At 69.1% G+C, this 17,889-nt stretch carries 22 protein-coding genes; 14 read left to right on the forward strand and 8 right to left on the reverse strand.

Translation table 11 applies throughout. From position 1 onward, the window contains the following. Positions 1-35: 35 nt before the first annotated feature. The 6 genes from norR to ACODRX_RS15735 all read left to right on the forward strand — a co-directional run bounded on the left by norR (position 36) and on the right by ACODRX_RS15735 (position 3,207). Positions 36-1,631, forward strand: coding sequence for a nitric oxide reductase transcriptional regulator NorR (gene norR / locus ACODRX_RS15710; RefSeq protein WP_488872461.1), 1,596 nt, complete (start codon positions 36-38; stop codon positions 1,629-1,631). 49 nt (positions 1,632-1,680) lie between these two features. Beyond that, the gene (locus ACODRX_RS15715; protein WP_488872462.1) at positions 1,681-1,932 is read left to right on the forward strand and encodes an AbrB/MazE/SpoVT family DNA-binding domain-containing protein; all 252 of its coding nucleotides are present in this window, start codon (positions 1,681-1,683) and stop codon (positions 1,930-1,932) included. Continuing rightward, complete coding sequence (locus ACODRX_RS15720) at positions 1,929-2,327, forward strand: type II toxin-antitoxin system VapC family toxin (RefSeq protein WP_488872463.1); 399 nt, start codon at positions 1,929-1,931, stop codon at positions 2,325-2,327. Before ACODRX_RS15715 ends, ACODRX_RS15720 begins: the two co-directional genes overlap by 4 nt. Positions 2,328-2,389: 62 nt before the next feature. Beyond that, positions 2,390-2,638 (forward strand): DUF3297 family protein, encoded by a 249-nt coding sequence (locus tag ACODRX_RS15725; protein WP_488872464.1) that lies wholly within the window; start codon positions 2,390-2,392, stop codon positions 2,636-2,638. A 66-nt stretch (positions 2,639-2,704) separates the two neighbouring features. Next, a complete protein-coding gene (locus ACODRX_RS15730; protein WP_488872465.1) occupies positions 2,705-2,956 on the forward strand; it encodes a type II toxin-antitoxin system Phd/YefM family antitoxin in 252 nt (83 codons plus the stop codon). Then, complete coding sequence (locus ACODRX_RS15735) at positions 2,953-3,207, forward strand: Txe/YoeB family addiction module toxin (protein WP_488872466.1); 255 nt, start codon at positions 2,953-2,955, stop codon at positions 3,205-3,207. The genes ACODRX_RS15730 and ACODRX_RS15735 overlap by 4 nt, the downstream gene beginning before the upstream one ends. A 97-nt stretch (positions 3,208-3,304) precedes the next feature. Here the strand turns inward: ACODRX_RS15735 and ACODRX_RS15740 are convergent, their stop codons facing one another. From ACODRX_RS15740 to ACODRX_RS15750, 3 genes are read right to left on the reverse strand one after another with little or no spacing between them, the layout of a single operon-like run. Next, the gene (locus tag ACODRX_RS15740; RefSeq protein ID WP_488872467.1) at positions 3,305-3,712 is read right to left on the reverse strand and encodes an FKBP-type peptidyl-prolyl cis-trans isomerase; all 408 of its coding nucleotides are present in this window, start codon (positions 3,710-3,712) and stop codon (positions 3,305-3,307) included. Positions 3,713-3,730: 18 nt separating this feature from the next. After that, positions 3,731-4,864 (reverse strand): aminotransferase class V-fold PLP-dependent enzyme, encoded by a 1,134-nt coding sequence (locus ACODRX_RS15745; protein WP_488872468.1) that lies wholly within the window; start codon positions 4,862-4,864, stop codon positions 3,731-3,733. Between the two features lie 34 nt (positions 4,865-4,898). Next, complete coding sequence (locus tag ACODRX_RS15750) at positions 4,899-5,621, reverse strand: YggS family pyridoxal phosphate-dependent enzyme (protein ID WP_488872469.1); 723 nt, start codon at positions 5,619-5,621, stop codon at positions 4,899-4,901. 120 nt (positions 5,622-5,741) lie between these two features. Here ACODRX_RS15750 and ACODRX_RS15755 point away from each other — a divergent pair, with 120 nt between their 5' ends. Both ACODRX_RS15755 and ACODRX_RS15760 read left to right on the forward strand, forming a co-directional pair. Further along, complete coding sequence (locus tag ACODRX_RS15755) at positions 5,742-6,788, forward strand: type IV pilus twitching motility protein PilT (protein WP_488872470.1); 1,047 nt, start codon at positions 5,742-5,744, stop codon at positions 6,786-6,788. 107 nt (positions 6,789-6,895) lie between these two features. Continuing rightward, positions 6,896-7,819, forward strand: a complete 924-nt coding sequence (locus ACODRX_RS15760; RefSeq protein WP_488872471.1) for an NAD(P)-dependent oxidoreductase — start codon at positions 6,896-6,898, stop codon at positions 7,817-7,819. A gap of 39 nt (positions 7,820-7,858) precedes the next feature. On the opposite strand, the gene ACODRX_RS15765 is transcribed toward ACODRX_RS15760, so the two are convergent. From ACODRX_RS15765 to ACODRX_RS15775, 3 genes are read right to left on the reverse strand one after another with little or no spacing between them, the layout of a single operon-like run. Further along, positions 7,859-8,671 (reverse strand): BON domain-containing protein, encoded by an 813-nt coding sequence (locus ACODRX_RS15765; protein WP_488872472.1) that lies wholly within the window; start codon positions 8,669-8,671, stop codon positions 7,859-7,861. Further along, positions 8,668-9,267, reverse strand: a complete 600-nt coding sequence (locus ACODRX_RS15770; RefSeq protein ID WP_488872473.1) for an SIS domain-containing protein — start codon at positions 9,265-9,267, stop codon at positions 8,668-8,670. Before ACODRX_RS15770 ends, ACODRX_RS15765 begins: the two co-directional genes overlap by 4 nt. 34 nt (positions 9,268-9,301) lie before the next feature. Beyond that, positions 9,302-9,721: a YraN family protein gene (locus ACODRX_RS15775; RefSeq protein WP_488872474.1), complete on the reverse strand. Its 420-nt coding sequence runs from the start codon at positions 9,719-9,721 to the stop codon at positions 9,302-9,304. A 268-nt stretch (positions 9,722-9,989) separates the two neighbouring features. On the opposite strand from ACODRX_RS15775, the gene rsmI reads away from it, so the two are divergent. After that, positions 9,990-10,895, forward strand: a complete 906-nt coding sequence (gene rsmI, locus ACODRX_RS15780; protein WP_488872475.1) for a 16S rRNA (cytidine(1402)-2'-O)-methyltransferase — start codon at positions 9,990-9,992, stop codon at positions 10,893-10,895. Here the strand turns inward: rsmI and ACODRX_RS15785 are convergent. Both ACODRX_RS15785 and ACODRX_RS15790 read right to left on the reverse strand, forming a co-directional pair. Further along, positions 10,889-11,866 carry a LysR family transcriptional regulator gene (locus ACODRX_RS15785; protein WP_488872476.1) on the reverse strand — a complete coding sequence of 326 codons (978 nt, stop codon included), beginning with the start codon at positions 11,864-11,866 and terminating at the stop codon, positions 10,889-10,891. The two genes, rsmI and ACODRX_RS15785, sit on opposite strands and share 7 nt — an antisense overlap. Positions 11,867-12,075: 209 nt before the next feature. Beyond that, entirely contained in the window at positions 12,076-12,435 is a 360-nt protein-coding gene (locus tag ACODRX_RS15790; protein ID WP_488872477.1) for a TIGR02444 family protein, read from the reverse strand. Positions 12,436-12,461: 26 nt separating this feature from the next. On the opposite strand from ACODRX_RS15790, the gene ACODRX_RS15795 reads away from it, so the two are divergent. The 5 genes from ACODRX_RS15795 to ACODRX_RS15815 are packed head-to-tail and all read left to right on the forward strand — an operon-like array spanning position 12,462 to position 17,864. Continuing rightward, entirely contained in the window at positions 12,462-13,070 is a 609-nt protein-coding gene (locus tag ACODRX_RS15795; RefSeq protein WP_488872478.1) for a UbiX family flavin prenyltransferase, read from the forward strand. 3 nt (positions 13,071-13,073) lie between these two features. Beyond that, positions 13,074-13,946, forward strand: coding sequence for an FAD binding domain-containing protein (locus tag ACODRX_RS15800; RefSeq protein WP_488872479.1), 873 nt, complete (start codon positions 13,074-13,076; stop codon positions 13,944-13,946). Continuing rightward, positions 13,943-14,434, forward strand: a complete 492-nt coding sequence (locus tag ACODRX_RS15805) for a (2Fe-2S)-binding protein (protein ID WP_488872480.1) — start codon at positions 13,943-13,945, stop codon at positions 14,432-14,434. The genes ACODRX_RS15800 and ACODRX_RS15805 overlap by 4 nt, the downstream gene beginning before the upstream one ends. Continuing rightward, on the forward strand, positions 14,431-16,719 hold the full coding sequence (locus ACODRX_RS15810; RefSeq protein WP_488872481.1) for a xanthine dehydrogenase family protein molybdopterin-binding subunit: 2,289 nt from the start codon (positions 14,431-14,433) through the stop codon (positions 16,717-16,719). The genes ACODRX_RS15805 and ACODRX_RS15810 overlap by 4 nt, the downstream gene beginning before the upstream one ends. Then, on the forward strand, positions 16,716-17,864 hold the full coding sequence (locus ACODRX_RS15815) for a CobW family GTP-binding protein (RefSeq protein WP_488872482.1): 1,149 nt from the start codon (positions 16,716-16,718) through the stop codon (positions 17,862-17,864). The genes ACODRX_RS15810 and ACODRX_RS15815 overlap by 4 nt, the downstream gene beginning before the upstream one ends. Positions 17,865-17,889 lie beyond the last annotated feature (25 nt).

Genomic DNA, 17,889 nt, shown 5'->3' on the forward strand with positions numbered 1-17,889 from the left:
TAAAGTCGTGTCTATATGACCTATATCAAGTCAAAATGACCACATCTGCCATCCTGCATGCCCTGGTGCCGCTGGTCGCCGACCTGGCCCAGGAGCTGCCCGAGCGCGAGCGCCTGCGCCGCCTGCTGGCAGCGCTGCGCGCGGTGCTGCCGGCCGATGCGGCGGCGCTGCTGCGGCTCGAAGGCGAATGGCTGCGGCCGGTGGCCATCGACGGCCTGGTGCCCGACACGCTGGGGCGGCGCTTTCGCATCGCCGAGCATCCGCGCTTCGCCCAGCTGCTGGCCGCCGGCCAGGCCATGCGCTTCGCGCCCGACAGCCCGCTGCCCGACCCCTACGACGGGCTGGTCGCGCAGCAGGGCCAGACCATCGCCCGCCTGCATGTGCACGACTGCATGGGCTGCGTGCTGCAGGCCGGCGGCCTGCCCTGGGGGCTGCTGACGCTGGACGCGCTCGATGCCGGGCGCTTTGCCGACCCGGCCTCGCTGGCCGCGCTGCAGGCCTTCAGCAACCTGGCCGCCGCCACGGTGAGCACCGCCGAGCGGCTGCGCGAGCTGGCCCGCCCGCCAGCCGCGCCGCCCACGGCGGCAGCCCAGGCCGCGCCGGTGCAACGCCCGCTGCTGGGCCACAGCCCGGCCATGCGCCAGCTGCAAAAGGACATTGCGCTGGTGGCCGCCAGCGAGCTGAGCGTGCTCATCAGCGGCGAGACCGGCACCGGCAAGGAACTGGTCGCGCAGGCGGTGCATGCGCAGTCGGCGCGCGCGCACCGGCCGCTGGTCAGCATCAACTGCGCGGCCCTGCCCGACAACCTGGTGGAAAGCGAGCTGTTCGGCCATGTGCGCGGCGCCTTCACCGGCGCGCTGGCCGACCGCCGTGGCAAGTTCGAGCAGGCGCACCAGGGCACGCTCTTTCTCGACGAGGTGGGCGAACTCTCGCTGCCGGTGCAGGCCAAGCTGCTGCGCGTGCTGCAAAGCGGCCAGCTGCAGCGCCTGGGCTCGGACCGCGAGCACCATGTGGATGTGCGCGTGATCGCCGCCACCAACCGCGACCTGGCCGCCGAGGTGCAGGCCGGCCGCATGCGCGCCGACTTCTACCACCGGCTGAGCGTTTACCCGCTGCAGGTGCCGCCGCTGCGCGAGCGCGACAGCGACGTGCTGCTGCTGGCCGGCTTTTTCCTGGAAGACAACCGCTCGCGCCTGCAGCTCGGCGGCCTGCGGCTCGATGCCGCCGCCCAGTCGGCGCTGCTGGCCCAGCCCTGGCCGGGCAATGTGCGCGAGCTGGAGCACCTGCTCAGCCGCGGCGTGCTCAAGGCGCTGAGCCGGGCGCCCCGCGCGCCGCACAGCCCCGCCACGCGGCCGCGCATCGTCACGCTGGGCCTGGCCGAGCTGTGGGATGCGGCGCCCGCCGCCGATGCAGGCGCAGCCACAGCAGCGCCTGCGCCGGCCCATGCCGAGGCCGCACCGCCCCAGGGCCTGCGCGACGCCGTTGAGCGCTATGAACGCGGCCTGGTGCAGGCCAGCCTGCGGCGCCATGCCGGCAACTGGGCCGCCGCCGCGCGCGAGCTGCGCATGGACCGCGCCAACCTGCAGCGCCTGGCGCGACGGCTGGGCGTGCTTGCCACAGGAAAGGAATGAATATTTTCATTACAATCCGAAGGATATATATTGCGCTGCAAGGATTGCCATGCCCTCACTCGCCGTCACCATCAAAGGCCAGATAACGCTCAAGCGTGATCTGCTGCAACACTTGGGCATCCGGCCCGGCGAGCGGGTCGAACTCGACAAGCTCCCCGGCGGAGAGCTGCGCATGCGGGCAGCGCAGTCGAACGGAACCATTGACAGCTTCCTGGGCGTGCTTGCCGGTCAAACCGACAAGGTCGCCACCATCGAGGAAATCAACGAAGCCGCTGCCGCAGGCTGGGCCGGGATCAAGTGAAGATCATCGCCGACACCAATGTGCTCGTCCGGGCCGCGGTGCGCGACGATGCCGCCCAGGCCCAGGCTGCCGAGAAAATTCTCCAGCAAGCCACGCTGATTGCCATTTCACTGCCTTGCCTGTGCGAATTCGTCTGGGTACTGAGACGGGTCTACGGCCTGCCCTCCAGCAGCATTGCCTTGGCCATCCGGGCCCTGCTGGCAACGGGCAACGCTGTCATGAATCGGCCGGCCGTCGAAGCAGGCCTGGCCTTTCTGGAGGCTGGCGGCGATTTCGCGGATGGCATTGTGGCCTACGAGGGCCACTGGCTGGGCGGCGAAATCTTTGTCTCCTTCGACAAAAAGGCGGTTTCACTGGCCAGCGCTCAAGGATTGCAAGCACAACTGATCGGCTAAGCGCGGCACCTGCGCCGCCAATCCACGACAATGGCCCCTTTTTCCACCGGAGAACCTCCAGCATGACCGACACCGCCGAGCGCCCCGAACTGCCCGACCACCTGAGCATCGATCCCCGCAGCCCGTACCATGTGGCCGCCGTGTTCGCCCACGACATCGGCATCCGCTTCAACGGCAGTGAACGCTTCGACGTGGAGGAATACTGCGTGAGCGAAGGCTGGATCAAGGTGCCCGCCGGCAAGACCGTGGACCGCAAGGGCCGCCCGCTGCTGATCAAGCTCAAGGGAAAGGTCGAGGCGTATTACCGCTGACAGGGCCGCTGGCAGGGCCATGGGAGGCCAACCCGTACAATATCACGTACCGACCAAGGAGATCCCATGGATGCCATCAGCTACAGCGCCGCACGCGCCAATCTGGCCAGCACGATGAACCGCGTCTGCAACGACCACGAGCCGCTCATCATCACCCGCAACGGCGAGCCATCGGTCGTCATGCTCTCGCTGCAAGACTACAAGGCGCTTGAGGAGACCGCCTACCTGCTACGCACGCCAGCCAATGCCCAGCGCCTGCTGGCGGCCGCCGCGCAACTGAATGCGGGCCAAGGCTCTGCGCGCGAGCTGGCCGAGTGAAGCTGGTCTTCGCCGCTGCCGCTTGGGAGGACTACCTGTACTGGCAGCAGCACGATCGAAAAATGCTGCTGCGCATCAACAAGCTGATCCAAGAGACCCGGCGGGAGCCCTATTCCGGCATGGGCAAGCCGGAGGCGCTCAAGCATGCGCTTGCGGGTTTCTGGTCGCGCCGCATCAACGATGAGCACCGCATGGTGTATCGAGTGGAACCGGACGAATTGCAGCTGGCCCAGCTGCGGTTTCACTACTGATCCGAATCCGGGAATCGGCCCTTTTGCGTCCTGAATACAAGACGCTTTCCTCAGCCAGCGTCGCAACGTCCTGAAACCAGGACACACCCGCCCCCGCTCAGCGCCCCTTGATGCCCAGCAGCTCCACCTCGAAGTTCAGCGTGGCATTGGGCGGGATCACCTTGCCGGCGCCGCGGCTGCCGTAGGCAATGGCCGGTGGGCAGGTGAGCTTGGCCTTGCCGCCCACCTTCATCTTCTGCACGCCCTCGGTCCAGCAGGGGATCACGCCCGAGAGCGGGAACTCGATGGGCTGGCCGCGCGCGATCGAGCTGTCGAACTCCTTGCCCGATTCGGGGAACCAGCCGCGGTAGTGCACCTTGACGGTGTCGCTCGCCTTGGGGCTGTCGCCGCTGCCCTCCTTCAGGCTTTCATAGACCAGGCCGCTGGCGGTCTTGACCGGGGCAGCCGCATGGGCCGCGCCGGCCAGCAGCGCGCAGGCGGCCAGGGTGACGATGGTTTTGCTCATATGCAGGTCTTCCAGTTCTCAGGCCTTGGCAATCGTATCCAATGCCGTGCGCAGATGGCCCACGCTGCGCTCCACGTTGTGCCATTTCTCCAGGCCGAACAGGCCGATGCGGAAAGTCTTGAAATCCGGTCCCTCGTCGCACTGCAGCGGCACGCCCGCAGCGGTCTGCAGGCCCACGTCGAGGAATTTCTTGCCGCTCTGGATGCCCGGGTCGGTGGTGTAGCTGACCACCACGCCCGGCGCCTTCCAGCCATCGGCCGCCACGCTCGGAAAGCCGCGCGCCTCCAGCAGCGCCCGCACCTGGGCGCCCAGGGCGAGCTGCTCCTCGCGCACCTTGGCGAAGCCGTAGTCGCGGGTTTCGAGCATCACGTCGCGCAGGCGCACCAGCGCATCGGTGGGCATGGTGGTGTGGTAGGCATGCTGGCCTTTTTCGTAGCCTTCGGCGATCTGCATCCACTTCTTCAGGTCGCACGAAAAGCTGGAGCTGCGCGTGTGCTCGATGGCCTCGCGCGCGCGGGCCGAGAGCATGACCATCGCGCAGCACGGCGAGCTGCTCCAGCCCTTTTGCGGCGCGCTGATGAGCACGTCGACACCGGTCTTCTCCATGTCCACCCACATCGCGCCCGAGGCCACGCAGTCGAGCACGAAGAGCGCGCCCACCTCATGCGCGGCATCGGCCACGGCGCGCAGGTAGTCGTCGCCGAGGATGATGCCGCTGGCGGTTTCCACATGCGGCGCGAAAACCACCTTGGGCCTTTCGGCGCGGATCGCGGCCGCCACCTCTGCGGCCGGGCAGGGCGCCCAGGGCGCCTGCGGGCCATCGCCCTGCTTGCGCGCCTTGCACACCACCGCGCCGCCGCCAAGCGCGCCTTCTTCGAAGATCTGCGTCCAGCGGTAGCTGAACCAGCCATTGCGCACGATGAGCACCTTCTCGCGGTTGGCGAACTGGCGCGCGACCGCCTCCATGCCGAAGGTGCCGCTGCCCGGCACCAGCACGGCGGTGTGGGCGTGGTAGACCTCCTTGAGCACGCCGAGAATGTCCTGCATCACGCCGGCAAAGCGCTTGGACATGTGGTTCAGCGCGCGGTCGGTGTAGACCACCGAGAATTCGAGCAGGCCGTCGGGATCGACGTCGGGCAGCAGGCCGGGCATATGCATCACTCCTGAAAAATTTTCGCGTCGCAGCTTAGCATGCGTAGTGCCGCTTGCCGAAAATACCGGTGCCCACGCGCACCATGGTGCTGCCGGCGCTGATCGCGGCCAGCAGGTCGGCGGTCATACCCAGCGAGACGGTGTCCCAGCGCTCCAGCCCAGGCAGGCGCAGCGCGGCGATCTGCTCGAAGACCGCCCGCACGCTGCGGTGCAGCGCGCACTGCGCCTCGAAGCCGGGGGCTACATCGGGAATGCTCATCACCCCGCGCCATTGCAGCCGCGGCAGCGCCAGCAGCTCGCGCAGCAGCGCGGGCGCCTCGGCCGGCGCGATGCCGGACTTGGTGGCGCCGCCGTCGGGGTTGAGCTGCAGGCACACCTGCAGCGGCGGCAGGTGCGCGGGCCGCTGCTGCGACAGGCGCTGCGCGGTCTTGGCCCGGTCGATGGTGTGCACCCAGTCGAAATGCTCGGCCACCAGCCGGGTCTTGTTGCTCTGGATCGGGCCTATGCAGTGCCACTGCAGGCCGAGCGCCTGCGCCCCGGGCTGCGCGCGGAAATGCACGATCTTCTCCACCGCCTCCTGGATATAGTTCTCGCCGAACGCCCGCTGCCCGGCCGCGATGGCCTCGGCAATGGCGTCGACGCCGAAGGTCTTGGAGACGGCGAGCAGTTGCACGCCGGCGGGGTCGCGGCCGGCCTGTGCGCAGGCGTCGGCGATCTGCCGGCGCACCTGCTCCATGTTTTGCGGGATGCTGTTCATAATGCAGCACAACATACCAAAATTTTGCCCCCCACGCTTGCTCACTGCGCCAGGCGCATCCAAAGGGGCTCCTTTTGCCCGGGGGCGGCCCGGCGGCAAAAAATTCGAGGGAGATTCGACATGGACATCACCCAACTGCTGGCCTTCAGCGTCAAGCACCAGGCATCGGACCTGCACCTGTCCGCCGGCCTGCCGCCAATGATCCGGGTGCATGGCGACATGCGCCGCATCAAGCTCGATCCGCTGGACCACCAGACCGTGCACGCCATGGTCTGCAGCCTCATGAGCGAGGCCCAGCGCCAAGTGTATGGCACAGCGCTGGAGATCGACTTCGCGTTCGAGATCGCCGGCCTGGCGCGCTTTCGCGCCAACGCCTTCACCCACAGCCGCGGCGCGGGTGCGGCGATCCGCACCATTGCCGGCCAGGTGCCAACCCTGCGGCAGCTGCACGCGCCCCCGGTCTTCGCCGAGCTGGCGCTCAGGCCGCGCGGCCTGGTGCTGGTGACCGGGCCCACCGGCTCGGGCAAGTCGACCACGCTGGCGGCGATGCTCAACCACCTGAACGAGAACACGCAGCGCCACATCCTGACCATCGAAGACCCGATCGAGTTCGTGCACCACTCCAAGCAATGCCTGGTCCACCAGCGCGAGGTCGGCGCGCAGACGCATTCGTTCTCGGCCGCGCTGCGCTCCGCCCTGCGCGAAGACCCGGATGCGATCCTGGTCGGCGAGATGCGCGACCTGGAAACCATCCGCCTGGCGCTGACCGCCGCCGAAACCGGCCACCTGGTGTTCGCCACGCTGCACACCGCCAGCGCCGCCCAGACCATGGATCGCATCGTCGACGTCTTCGCGGCCGGGGAAAAGGAGCTGGTGCGCACCATGCTGTCCGAATCGCTGCAGGCGGTGATTTCGCAGCAGCTATGCAAGACCAGCGACGGCCAGGGCCGCGTGGCGGCACACGAGATCATGCTCGCCACGCCGGCCATCCGCAACCTGATCCGCGAGGCCAAGGCGGCGCAGATGTATTCCGCCATCCAGACCGGCCAGCACCTGGGCATGCAGACGCTGGACCAGAGCCTGGCCGCGCTGGTGCAGCGCAAGGCCATCAGCGCCGCCGAGGCGCGCGGCAAGGCAAAATCCCCCGAGAGCCTTCCCCCGGCTTGACCCCGAAAAACCATAGCTGCCAGCGCTTGACCCCTTTGCCTCTTCAAGACCCAAGCATTGAAAACCGTTGGTACATTAGCGCCAGCAGCTCACTTTTTTAAAGACCCATGACTTCCAGCATCAACGCTCGCAGCTACGAACCCACTCCCGCACGCACCGTGGCCTTCCTGGGCCTGGGCGTGATGGGCTACCCCATGGCCGGCCACCTGGCCCAGGCGGGCCACCGGGTCACCGTCTACAACCGCAGCGCCGCCAAGGCCGGCCAGTGGGCCGATGAATTCGCCGCCAGCGGCGCCCACCGCCAGGCCGCCACCCCGCGCGAGGCCGCCGCCGGCGCCGACATCGTCTTTTGCTGCGTGGGCAACGACGACGACCTGCGCTCGGTGGTGCTGGGGCCGGATGGCGCCTTTGCCGGGATGCGGCCGGACGCCATCTTCGCCGACCACACCACCGCCTCGGCCCAGGTGGCGCGCGAGCTGTACGCCCAGGCGCGCCAGCGCGAGCTGCACTTCGTCGACGCGCCAGTCTCCGGCGGCCAGGCCGGTGCGCAGAACGGCCAGCTCACGGTGATGTGCGGCGGCGACGCGGCGGCCTTCGAGCAGGTGCGCCCCGTGGCCATGGCCTTTGCCCGCGCCTTCACGCTGATGGGCGACAGCGGCGCCGGCCAGCTCACCAAGATGGTGAACCAGATCTGCATCGCCGGCCTGGTGCAGGGCCTGTCCGAAGCCATCGCCTTCGGCCAGAACGCGGGCCTGGACATGGACCGGGTGCTCGAAGTCATCGGCAAGGGCGCGGCGCAGAGCTGGCAGCTGGACAACCGCGGCCGCACCATGGTGCAGGGCGAGTTCGATTTCGGCTTCGCGGTGGACTGGATGCGCAAGGACCTGGGCCTGGTGCTGCAAGAGGCCCAGCGCAACGGCTCGCGCCTGCCGGTCACGGCGCTGGTGGACCAGTTCTACGCCGACGTGCAGCAGATGGGCGGCAGGCGCTGGGACACCTCCAGCCTCATTGCCCGGCTGGGGAAAAAGTAAAACAGGGCCGCACCAGCGGCCCTGCCCCGGGCAAGGGCTTCAAGGCTTGGTGGTGAAGCCGTCGTTCAGCGGCTGCACCGGCGAGCTGGTGACCGGCGAAGTGGTCACGCCCGTGCTGCTGGCCGCGGGCGCGGCGGGCGCAGGGGCCGCAACCGCCTTGGCACCACCCACCGGGGCCGCGCTGCTGTCGGTGATCACCGGCGCGGCGTTGCTGCCACTCGCGCGGTTGACGCTGATCTGCTGCAGCTCCTGCTCGGAGATGATCTCGAACACGCGCACCACCTTGGCCACGCCGCTCACGCCACGGGCGATCTCGGCCGCGCGCTTGGATTCGCGCTCCGTCACCCGGCCCATCAGGTAGACCGCCTTGCGCTCGGTCACCACCTTGATGGTGCTGGCGGAAAGGTCCTTGGCATCGATCAGGCTGGCCTTCACCTTGCCGGTGATGTAGGTATCTTCCGAACGCTGCGACAGCGTGGAGCTTTCCATCACCGCCAGCTCGTTCACCACCGAATTGACGTTCTGCGTGCCGGCCACGGCCGCCTGCACCTTCTGCTTGAAGGCCTCGTTCGGCACCTCGCCGGTCAGCAGCACCTGGCGGTTGTAGCTGGTGACGTTGATGTGGCCGCCCTGGCCCACCGTCTCGTTGATGCGGTTGCCGGCGCGCAGCTCGATGCCCTCGTCCTCCACCTGCGAGCCGGTGGTGCGGCGGTCCACCGCCAGCACCGTGCCGGTGGCCGCGGCGCCGCCGAGCACCACGGGCACGCAGCCGGATACGGCACCGGCCAGTGCGCCGGCGCAGGCCAGCAGGCAAGTGAGACGCTTCAGCGAAGCAGCGGTGACAGACCTCATTCCTCTTCTCCTAACAACTGCATGTCGATGCCGTCGGCCAGGCAATGCAGGACCAGCTGGTGCACCTCGCGCACCCGGGCCATCGCATCGTGCGGCACGCACAGCAGGACGTCGGTTTCGATCAAGATATCGGCCAAGGCGCCGCCGGTGCGGCCGCTCAGCGCCAGCACCGACATCTCGCGCTCATGCGCTGCCTGCACCGCGTACAGCAGCGCGGCATCGTCGCCATCGACCGAGATCACCAGCAGCACATCGCCCACCTGGCCCAGCACCCGCACCTGGCGCGCCAGCGCCCAGGGGGCCAGGTCCAGCGACAGGTTCAGGCCCTGCTGGGTGCAGGCCAGCATGCCCGTATCGAGCGCCACGGCCGCCAGCTCGGGCCGCTCGCGCTCCAGGCCGCCGACGCAGATCGCGGCGAACTGCGCCGCCTGCGCGGCCGACAGGCCATTGCCGCAGCACAGGAGCTTGTTGCCGCTGGTAACGCAGGCCAGCAGCACATGCACCGCGTTGGCAATGCCCTCGCCCATCTCCTGGGCAATCTGGTATTGCAGATCGGCGCTGTCGATGAATTGCTGTTGGATGTATTGCTCAAGCATGGAGGCCCGATGATAACCGCGTGAATTTGGCCTTTCATGAAGCGGCATCGGCCTCGAACGCCGCCTTCACCCAGCGGATCTGCGGCTCCAGCAGCAGCGCATCGAAGCGGCACGGCGGCAGCCGCGGCTGCAGCGCCAGCCAGTGGCGGGCCGCGAGCACGATGCGCCGCTGCTTGGCGGCGCCTATGCTGGCGCCGGCGCCGCCATGCTCCGCCCGCCGGCGCTGGCGCACCTCGACGAAGACCACCGTGCCGCCCGGCTCCTGCAGGATCAGGTCGATCTCGCCGCCGCCACGCCCCGGCGTGCGCCAGTTGCGCGCCAGCAGGCGCAGGCCCTGGCGTTGGAGATAATGCAGGGCCGCGTCCTCGGCCGCCTGCCCCGCCGCGCGCGTGGTGCGCGGGCCGCCCGCCACGGCGGCGCGCATTTTTTCAAGGATCTTCCACGGTGAGTGCATCTTTCTCTCTCCCAGAGCGTCTTCATGGCCTTTCCATCATGCCCGTTGCCCCGCAAAGGCCGCGGATGCCAGGCGCGAACCGCAGTCGGGCTGGTCGCCCGGCGAGGATTTGCAACGCCGCAGACGCGGCCTTTGCGGGGCAACCCGAAGGGCAAGAAAGCAAAGCGCTGCACTCTTCGTTACCCGCCTTGCCCAGGCCGCCCGCATGGCCTACGGCGTGCGCCTCGATTGCAACGCTTTGCTCCCTTGCGGGCACGATGGAAAGGCCATGAAGACGCTCTTGCAAGCCGCGCAGGACGCCGCCGGTGCCCAGCATTATCCGCAAGCCTGCCTCTACATCGTGGCCACGCCCATCGGCAACCTGGCCGACATCAGCCTGCGCGCGCTGCACCTGCTGGGCCTGGCCGACGCCATCGCCTGCGAGGACACGCGCCACACCCACGCGCTGCTGCGCGCCTATGGCATCGACAAAGCCGGCGCGCAGCTGCTGGCCGTGCACCAGCACAACGAGGCCGAGGCCGCGCAGCAGGTGATCGCCCGGCTGCAGCAGGGCCTGCGCGTGGCCTATGTGAGCGACGCCGGCACGCCCGGCGTGAGCGACCCCGGCGCGCGCCTGTGCGCCGCGGTGCGCGAGCAGGGCCTGCGCATCAGCCCGCTGCCCGGCGCCAGCAGCGTGACCGCCCTGCTCAGCTGCGCCGGCGCGGTGGCCCAGGGCGAAGGCAGCGGCTTCAGCTTCGTCGGCTTTGTGCCCACCAAGGCCAAGGAACGCCAGCAGGCGGTCGAGGCCATTGCCCGCGACACGCGCTGCCAGGTGCTGCTGGAGGCGCCGCACCGCATCGCCGCGCTGGCCCAGGCGCTGGCCGCGCTGGGCCAGCGGCCGGTGACGCTGGGGCGCGAGCTGACCAAACAGTTCGAGGAGCTGGCCACCTGCCCGGCGCAGGAGCTGGCCGCCTGGCTGGCGGCCGATGCGAACCGCGCCAAGGGCGAGTTCGCGCTGCTCGTGCACCCGCAGGCCAAGGCGGCCAGCGCCGGCCTGGAGCTGCGCGTGCTGCAGCTGCTGCTGCCCGAGCTGCCGCTCAAGACCGCGGTGCGACTGGCGGCGGAGATCACCGGCCAATCGCGCAACGAGCTGTACGACGCGGCGCTGGAGCTCAAGCGGGAACAGGCTCAGTGAATGGTGTGGCAGTCGAACTGGTAGCAGACGGTGCAGAACGCGTCGTGCTGGCGCGGGCGCATGTCGGGGTCCAGCATGGTGCCCACCCATTCCTGCAGTTCCTCGGTGAATTTCTTGGCCGCGGGCGACAGCGAGCGCCCGGGGTGGAACACCATCACCACGCCGCGCTCGACCACCGGCGGACCGATGGGCCGCAGCACCAGGCCAAGCGCCTCGGCCACCTGGCGCGATGAGCTGGTCAGCACGCCGATGCCCAGCCCGGCCGCCACCATGCCCGCCGCCGTCAGCGGCAGCGAGGTCTCGTGCGTGAAGCTCAGCGATAGGCCGGCGCTGGCCAGCGCGAAATCCAGCAGCGTGCGCACCGGATTGCCGCGGCGCGAGCCGATCAGCACCTCTTTTTGCAAATCCTGCCAGGAGAGCCCGGCCTTGGCCAGCAGCGCATGGCCGGGCGGCAGCACCGCGTAGAAGGGCTCGACCCACAGCGGCCGCATGGCCAGGCCGGCATGCTCGCCGAAGGCGGTGCCCACGCCGAAATCCACCGCGCCGCTTTGCACCATGCTCAGCACCTCGTCCTGGGCCACGTCGAGCAGCTCCACCTTGATGCCCGGGTGCGCCTGGATGAACTGCCGCACCATGCGCGGCAGCACCAGCGCCGCCTGCAGCGACGAGGCGGCGATCGACACGCGCCCGCGCTCCAGCGTCTTGAGCTGGGCCGAGCTGCCCACCATCACATCCAGGTCGGCCAGGGTCTTGCGCGCCAGCGGCAGGATCTCGCCGCCGGCCTCGGTCAGGCGCAGCATGCGCGTGTGGCGGTCGAACAGGCGCAGGCCCAGCGCCTCCTCCAGCTCCCGCAGCTGGGTGCTGACCGACGACTGGGGCAGCCCCAGCGTGTCCGCCGCGCGCGTGATGGTGCGCGCATCGGCCACCGCAACGAACACGCCCAGCTGGCGCAAGGTGACATTCTGATTCATCGTGAATATGGATAAATTCAGGCCGAATATATAGCGATCCAGTGGTTTCTGAAAGCCGGGGCATCTGTCAGCATTCAGCCATGCCCGTGACGGAGCTGGATTCGTCGGGTTGGTCCTTCAAGAAGGAGGCCAAGATGCTGAGCCTGTCCCTCGCATTCTCATGGGATCCGCCGGCCTCGACGCCCGCCGGTTGGCCTGTCCGCCCAACCTCACCGCGCCCGCAGCCACTCGCACAACATCGCCACCTGCGCCCGCTCCGCGGCCAGCTCGGCATCCTGCACCTGGCGGCGCACGGCATCGCGCAATGCGGGGTCGGCGTCCATGGCCTTCATCGCGCGCCGCAGCCGGCGCAGCGGCTCGATCACCTGGGCGCGCCAGCCGGCAACCGCCGCCGTGGCCTCGGCCAGCGCCTCGCCGGCGAGCGGGCGGCCCTGGCGCTCGGCCCACAGCGCAAACAGGTGCAGCACCACGTCCAGCCCCTCCTCGTCCTGGCGGCGCAGCAGTTCGCGGGCCAGCGCTGGGTCGGCGTACATGGCGACGATATCGTTCCAGGCGGTTTCGCAGTCCATGGCAACGCACTATATCGGAGCGCCGCATGAGCCAGGCTTCCCGCTCCCGCCTGATCGTCGCCATCACCGGCGCCTCGGGCTTCGTCTATGGCTGGCGGCTGCTGCAGATGCTGCAGCCGGCCGGCATCGAGGTACACCTGATCGTGAGCCGCGCGGCGCAGATCACCATGGTCTGCGAGACCACGCTGCGCATGTCCGACCTGAACGCCCTGGCCGCCCAGGTGCACAAGAACGAGGACATCGGCGCCTGCATCGCCAGTGGCTCGTACCGCACGCTGGGCATGGTGATCGCGCCGTGCTCGATGAAGACGCTGGGCGAGATCGCCCATGGCATCGGCGGCTCGCTGGTCACGCGCGCCGCCGACGTGATGCTCAAGGAGCGCCGCCGCCTGGTGCTGCTGGCGCGCGAGACGCCGCTGACGCTCTCGCACCTGCGCAACATGACCGCCGTCACCGAGATGGGCGCCATCGTCGCGCCGCCAGTGCCGGCCTTCTACGCCAGGCCGCAAAGCCTGGACGACATGGTGGACCACACCCTGGGCCGGGTGCTGGACCTGTTCGACATCGACGTGGGCGCGGTAAGGCGCTGGACGGGGCCCGCTTCGGGGCGTTCTTCCGAAGAAGCAAGAGACTGAAGCATGAAACACTTCGACTACAGCGAGCCGGCCTCGCTGGACGAGGCGGTCGCGCTGCTGCGCGCCGGCCCGGCCAGCCTCCTCGCCGGCGGCACCGACCTGATGGTGCAGATGAAGGAGCATGTGCGCCAGCCGGCGCATGTGATCAACCTCAAGAAGATTCCCGGCATGGATGAATTCGCGTTCACCCAGTCGCACGGGCTGCTGCTGGGCGCGCTGGTGACGACCCGGCAGGTCGAGACCTCGCCGATCACGCAAAAGCACTACGCCAGCCTGGCCAAGGCGGCCACCGATTTCGCCTCCATCCAGGTGCGCAACCGCGCCACCGTGGTGGGCAATGTGTGCCGCGCCTCGCCCTCGGCCGACACGCTGCCGGCGCTGATTGCCGACGGCGCGGTGCTGCGCATCCACGGCGGCGGCGGCCAGCGCCGCGTGGCGGTGCAGGATTTTTGCAGCGGCCCCGGCCGCACCGTGCTCGCGGGCGACGAAATCGTCACCCACATCGAGATCCCGGCGCCCGCGCCGCGCACCGGCAAGGCCTACATCAAGCACGGCCGCCGCTCGCAGATGGAGCTGGCCACGGTGGGCGTCGCGGTGCGGGTGGCGCTGGGCGCGGGCGGCGAGGTGGCCGAGCTGGCCATCGTGCTCGCCGCCGTCGCCCCCACGCCGCTGCGCGCGGCGCAGGCCGAGGCGCTGCTGCGCGGCCAGCCGCCCACGCCCGCTCTGCTGGCGGCCGCGGCGCAGGCCGCCAGCGACGAATCCCGCCCCATCGGCGACGTGCGCGGCAGCGCCGCCTACCGGCGCGACATGGTGCGCGTGCTGACGCGGCGCGCGCTGGAGCAAGCCTTGCAACAAGCCCGGGAGGCACAGCCATGAGCAAGAAAATCGTTTCCTTCACCGTCAACGGCGAGGCCCGCGACATGCTGACCAGCCCCAACCGCAGCCTGCTCGACGCGCTGCGCGGCGAGGCCGGCCTGACCGGCTGCAAGAAAGGCTGCGACGTGGGCGAGTGCGGCTCCTGCACCGTCATCATGAACGGCAAGCCGGTCAACTCCTGCCTGGTGCTGGCCTTCGAGGCCGAAGGCGCCGAGATCACCACGGTCGAGGGCCTGCAGGCCGCAGACGGCACGCCGCACCGGCTGCAGGAATGCTTCATGCAGTGCGGCGCCGCGCAGTGCGGCTTCTGCACCCCGGGCATCCTGGTGCAGGCCAAGGCGCTGCTCGACGAGAACCCCAGGCCCACGGTGGATGAGATCCGCTTCGCGATCGCCGGCAACATCTGCCGCTGCACCGGCTACACCAAGATCATCGACGCCATCGCCATGGCCGCAGAAACGCCTGCGAACGAGGAGGCCGCGCAATGAGCCAGAGCACCATCATCGGCAAGAGCGTCAAGCGCGCCGACCTGCTGGCCAAGGTGACCGGCACCGCCCAGTACGTGGCCGACATGCACCTGCCCGGCCTGCTGTATGCCCGCAGCAAGCGCAGCAACATCGCGCATGCCAACATCCGCCGCATCGACACCAGCCGCGCGCTGGCGCTGCCGGGCGTGAAGGCGGTGCTCACGCACGAGAACGTGCCGCGCGTGCTGCACGCCGGCTCGCCGCATCCGCGCTCGGCCTCGGTCACGCCCGACCAGTACATCCTGGACAGCAAGGTGCGCTACTGGGGCGAGACGGTGGCGGTGGTGGCCGCCACCAGCGAGGAGATCGCCGAGGCCGCGCTGGATCTGATCGACGTGGAGTACGAGCCGCTGCCGGCGGTGTTCACCACCGAGGACGCCGCCCGCCCCGATGCGCCGCTGATCCACGAGCGCGAGCCCGGCGGCAACCTGGTGCTGCCGCCGGTGAAGGTCAGCCGTGGCGATATCGACAAGGGCTTCGCCGAGGCCGACCTGATCATCGAGGGCGAGTACGAAGGCGGCCGCCCCACGCCGGCCTACATGGAGCCCAACGCCTGCATGTGCCAGTGGGACGGCAACGGCAACCTCACGGTGTGGATCTCCACCCAGACCGCCTTCATGGTGCGCGGCATCATGGCCGAGGTGCTGGGCCTGCCGCTGCACAAGGTGCGCGTGCTGGTGGACCACATGGGCGGCGGCTTCGGCGCCAAGCAGGACCTGTTCCAGAGCGAGTTCCTGTGCGCGCTGCTGGCCAGGCAGACACGCCGCCCGGTGCGCATGGAGTACACCCGCGAGGAGACCTTCCTGGGCGGGCGCACGCGCCACCCGGCCAAGATCTGGCTCAAGCAGGGCTTCAAGAAGGACGGCACCATCACCGCCCGCCAGGCGCGCGTGGTGTTCAACTCGGGCGCCTACGGCTCGCACGGCCCGGGCGTGACCATCGTCGGCACCACCGCCATGACCTCGCTGTACCGCTGCGAGAACATCGAGCTGGAAGGCCGATGCCTGTACACCAACAGCCCGATCGCCGGCGCCTTCCGCGGCTATGGCGTGGTGCAGACCTACTACGCCATCGACACCCAGATGGACGAGGCCGCCGAGCAGCTGGGCATGGACCCGGCCGAGCTCAAGCTCAGGAACGCGGTGCGCGAGGGCGACATCGCGCCCTCGGGCCATCCGCTGATCGGCCACGGCCTGGAAGACTGCATCCGCCGCGGCATGCAGGAAGTGGGCTGGGCCGCGCTGCGCCAGCGCCCCCGCGATACCGGCGTGCAGCGCCGCGGCTGGGGCCTGGGCTGCGAGATGCACGGCAGCAGCGCCTATCCCGGTATCAAGGAGCAGGGCAACGCCATCGTCAAGATGAACGAGGACGGCACCGTGGTGCTGCTCACCGGCACGGCGGGCCTGGGCACCGGCGCGCACACCGCGCTGGCGCAGATCGTGGCCGAGGAGATCGGCGTGCAGTTCGAGTCGGTCTCGGTCACGCATGGCGACACCGACGTGGTGCCCTGGGACATCGGCGCCTTCGCCAGCCACACCACCTACCTGGGCGGCAAGGCGGCGCAGCTCGCGGCGCTGGAGATCAAGCGCCAGCTGTACGAGCGCGCCGCCGGACAGCTCGAAGTGGCGCCCGACGATCTGGAATCGAGCGGCGGCATCATCCACGTGCGCGGCACCGACCGCAGCATCAGCATCCGCGACGCGGTGGCGCCGCGCAAGGGCATACCGGCTGCGCAGTTCGTCGGCAGCGCCACCTACCACCCGACCAAGTCGTACTCGTTCGCGGCGCATTTCGTGGAGGTCAGCGTCGACACCGAGACCGGCCAGGTCAGCGTGCTGCAGGTGGTGCCGGTGCACGAGATCGGCAAGGTGATCCATCCGATCGCGGCCGCCGGCCAGATCGAGGGCGGCATCCAGCAGGGCATAGGCCACGCGCTGTACGAGGACTACCAGATCGACATGCAAACCGGCCGCTCGCTGAACGCCAACTTCGTCGACTACAAGATGCCGCTGTCCATGGACATGCCGCCGATACGCACGGTGATCCTGGAGACCGCGCCCGACCCCGGCGGCCCCTTCGGCGCCAAGGGCGTGGGCGAGGACCCGATCGTCGCCATCGGCCCGGCCATCGCCAACGCCATCCACGACGCCATCGGCGTGCGCTTTCGCCACTACCCCATCAAGCCCGAGCAGGTGCTGCAGGCCCTGCGCGAGCAATCCAACCAGACTGAAGGAGCCAACGCATGAACGCATCCACCACTTCCCTCAAGAGGCCGGTGCCGGTCACCATCCTCACCGGTTTCCTCGGCGCCGGCAAGACCACGCTGCTCAACCACATCCTGACCGAGAAGCACGGCCACCGCATCGCGGTGATCGAGAACGAGTTCGGCGAGGTGGACGTGGACTCCGACCTGGTGATGGCCAACTCGGACGAGGAGATCTTCCAGATCGTCAACGGCTGCATCTGCTGCACCGTGGACGTGCGCAACGACCTGGTCAAGACCCTGCAGATGCTGCTGCAGCGCCAGGACCAGTTCGACCACATCCTGGTCGAGACCAGCGGCCTGGCCGACCCCACGCCGGTGGCCGCCACCTTCTTCATGGACAACGAGGTCGCCAGGCAGGTGGTGCTCGACGGCGTGGTCACCCTGGTCGATGCGCTGCATGTGCAGCCGCACCTGGACGACCCGGCGCTGGCCGAGCACGACAACCAGGCGGTGCAGCAGATCGTGGTGGCCGACCGCATCCTGCTGAACAAGACCGACCTGGTGGCGCCGCCCGAGCTGGCCGAGCTGGAAGGCCGCATCCGCGCGCTGAACTGCAACGCCCCCATCCTGCGCACCGTGCAGGCCAAGGTCGATCTGTCGCAGATCCTCGGCCTGCAGTCCTTCGAGTGCGACGCGCTGACCGCGACGGACCCGCACTTCATGGGCGGCCACCACGACCATGGTCACGAACATGGCCATATCTGCGACGCGCATTGCGACCACGGCCACGACCACGGCCATGGACAACCGCACTCGCACGAGGCGGCCGCCCTGCTGGCGCCGCACAGCCATGACCCATCGGTGGGCTCGGTCTCGCTGCTGTTCGAGCAGCCCTTCGACACCGGGCGCCTGATGCAGTCGCTCAATGAGCTGCTGGCCGTGGATGGCGACGACATCTACCGCGTCAAGGGCATCCTGCACGCGCACGGCGACGACCGCCGCCACGTGCTGCAGGGCGTGCACCGCCTGCTCGAGCTCAAGCCCTCCATCCCCTGGTGGGACGAGACCCCGGGCAGCAAGCTGGTCTTCATCGGCCGCAACCTGCAGGCCGACGCGCTGCGCGCCCGGCTGGCCGCCTGCACCAGCTGCGCCCCTGTTTCCCACGAGGCCCTGGAAGCCGCCTAGGCACACGCCCTGAAGCGCTTCAACC

This window comes from Comamonas sp. FG99 (genome assembly GCF_057808605.1).

Coding starts and splice junctions, on each gene's coding strand:
- norR (WP_488872461.1), top strand. CDS start 36: ATGACCACATCTGCCATCCTGCATGCCCTGGTGCCGCTGGTCGCCGAC.
- ACODRX_RS15715 (WP_488872462.1), top strand. CDS start 1,681: ATGCCCTCACTCGCCGTCACCATCAAAGGCCAGATAACGCTCAAGCGT.
- ACODRX_RS15725 (WP_488872464.1), top strand. CDS start 2,390: ATGACCGACACCGCCGAGCGCCCCGAACTGCCCGACCACCTGAGCATC.
- ACODRX_RS15730 (WP_488872465.1), top strand. CDS start 2,705: ATGGATGCCATCAGCTACAGCGCCGCACGCGCCAATCTGGCCAGCACG.
- ACODRX_RS15740 (WP_488872467.1), bottom strand. CDS start 3,712: ATGAGCAAAACCATCGTCACCCTGGCCGCCTGCGCGCTGCTGGCCGGC.
- ACODRX_RS15745 (WP_488872468.1), bottom strand. CDS start 4,864: ATGCCCGGCCTGCTGCCCGACGTCGATCCCGACGGCCTGCTCGAATTC.
- ACODRX_RS15750 (WP_488872469.1), bottom strand. CDS start 5,621: ATGAACAGCATCCCGCAAAACATGGAGCAGGTGCGCCGGCAGATCGCC.
- ACODRX_RS15755 (WP_488872470.1), top strand. CDS start 5,742: ATGGACATCACCCAACTGCTGGCCTTCAGCGTCAAGCACCAGGCATCG.
- ACODRX_RS15760 (WP_488872471.1), top strand. CDS start 6,896: ATGACTTCCAGCATCAACGCTCGCAGCTACGAACCCACTCCCGCACGC.
- ACODRX_RS15765 (WP_488872472.1), bottom strand. CDS start 8,671: ATGAGGTCTGTCACCGCTGCTTCGCTGAAGCGTCTCACTTGCCTGCTG.
- ACODRX_RS15770 (WP_488872473.1), bottom strand. CDS start 9,267: ATGCTTGAGCAATACATCCAACAGCAATTCATCGACAGCGCCGATCTG.
- ACODRX_RS15775 (WP_488872474.1), bottom strand. CDS start 9,721: ATGCACTCACCGTGGAAGATCCTTGAAAAAATGCGCGCCGCCGTGGCG.
- rsmI (WP_488872475.1), top strand. CDS start 9,990: ATGAAGACGCTCTTGCAAGCCGCGCAGGACGCCGCCGGTGCCCAGCAT.
- ACODRX_RS15785 (WP_488872476.1), bottom strand. CDS start 11,866: ATGAATCAGAATGTCACCTTGCGCCAGCTGGGCGTGTTCGTTGCGGTG.
- ACODRX_RS15790 (WP_488872477.1), bottom strand. CDS start 12,435: ATGGACTGCGAAACCGCCTGGAACGATATCGTCGCCATGTACGCCGAC.
- ACODRX_RS15795 (WP_488872478.1), top strand. CDS start 12,462: ATGAGCCAGGCTTCCCGCTCCCGCCTGATCGTCGCCATCACCGGCGCC.
- ACODRX_RS15800 (WP_488872479.1), top strand. CDS start 13,074: ATGAAACACTTCGACTACAGCGAGCCGGCCTCGCTGGACGAGGCGGTC.
- ACODRX_RS15805 (WP_488872480.1), top strand. CDS start 13,943: ATGAGCAAGAAAATCGTTTCCTTCACCGTCAACGGCGAGGCCCGCGAC.
- ACODRX_RS15810 (WP_488872481.1), top strand. CDS start 14,431: ATGAGCCAGAGCACCATCATCGGCAAGAGCGTCAAGCGCGCCGACCTG.
- ACODRX_RS15815 (WP_488872482.1), top strand. CDS start 16,716: ATGAACGCATCCACCACTTCCCTCAAGAGGCCGGTGCCGGTCACCATC.